This window comes from Aphanothece microscopica RSMan92, from assembly GCF_046613545.2.
Taxonomy (GTDB): domain Bacteria; phylum Cyanobacteriota; class Cyanobacteriia; order PCC-6307; family Cyanobiaceae; genus NIES-981.
Window position 1 is genome coordinate 1 of the sequence record NZ_JBKKKY020000454.1, and the last position, 504, is coordinate 504.

Annotated in this window: 1 protein-coding gene and 1 pseudogene; both read left to right on the forward strand. The window is 75.6% G+C overall.

Annotation, left to right across the window (positions count from 1 at the left end; translation table 11 throughout):
• On the forward strand, positions 1–222 hold a 222-nt coding region (locus ACLD7X_RS18510; protein ID WP_411425148.1), incomplete at its 5' end, for a c-type cytochrome.
• A pseudogene (locus ACLD7X_RS18515) lies at positions 219–504 on the forward strand (hypothetical protein); the annotation flags it as partial. The gene ACLD7X_RS18510 and the pseudogene ACLD7X_RS18515, both read left to right, overlap by 4 nt.

A 504-nucleotide genomic window follows, 5' to 3' on the forward strand; every position in this document is an offset into this window, starting at 1 on the left:
GCGGTCTGCGCCAATTGCCACGCCCCGGGCGCGGCGGCCGAAGGCGACATTCCGTCCTTCGCCGGCCTGACCGGCGCCGAAGTGGCCGCGGCGCTGGAACGGTTTCGCGCAGAGACCGCCGGTGCATCCACGATCATGCCGCGCATCGCGCGTGGGCTGACGCCCGCCGATGTTGCGGCGCTGGCCGCGCATCTGGACGCCACCGGGGGGGCCGCGCCATGACCCGCGCGCCCACGCGCCGCGCCGTGCTGGCCGGGGCCTCGGCCGTGGCGCTGTCCGGGCTGGCGGCGCCCATGCTGCGGGCGGCGACGGGGGCGCAGGTGGTGATTGCCGGGGGCGGGTTTGGCGGGTCGGCCGCCGCGCGGCACCTGCGCCGCATCGCGCCCGACATCGCGGTGACGCTGGTGGAACCCGCCGCAGCCTTCGTGACCTGTCCGTTCAGCAATGCCGTGATCGGCGGGCTGGCGGCGATGGAGGAGATCACCTTCGGCTATGACGGTCTGC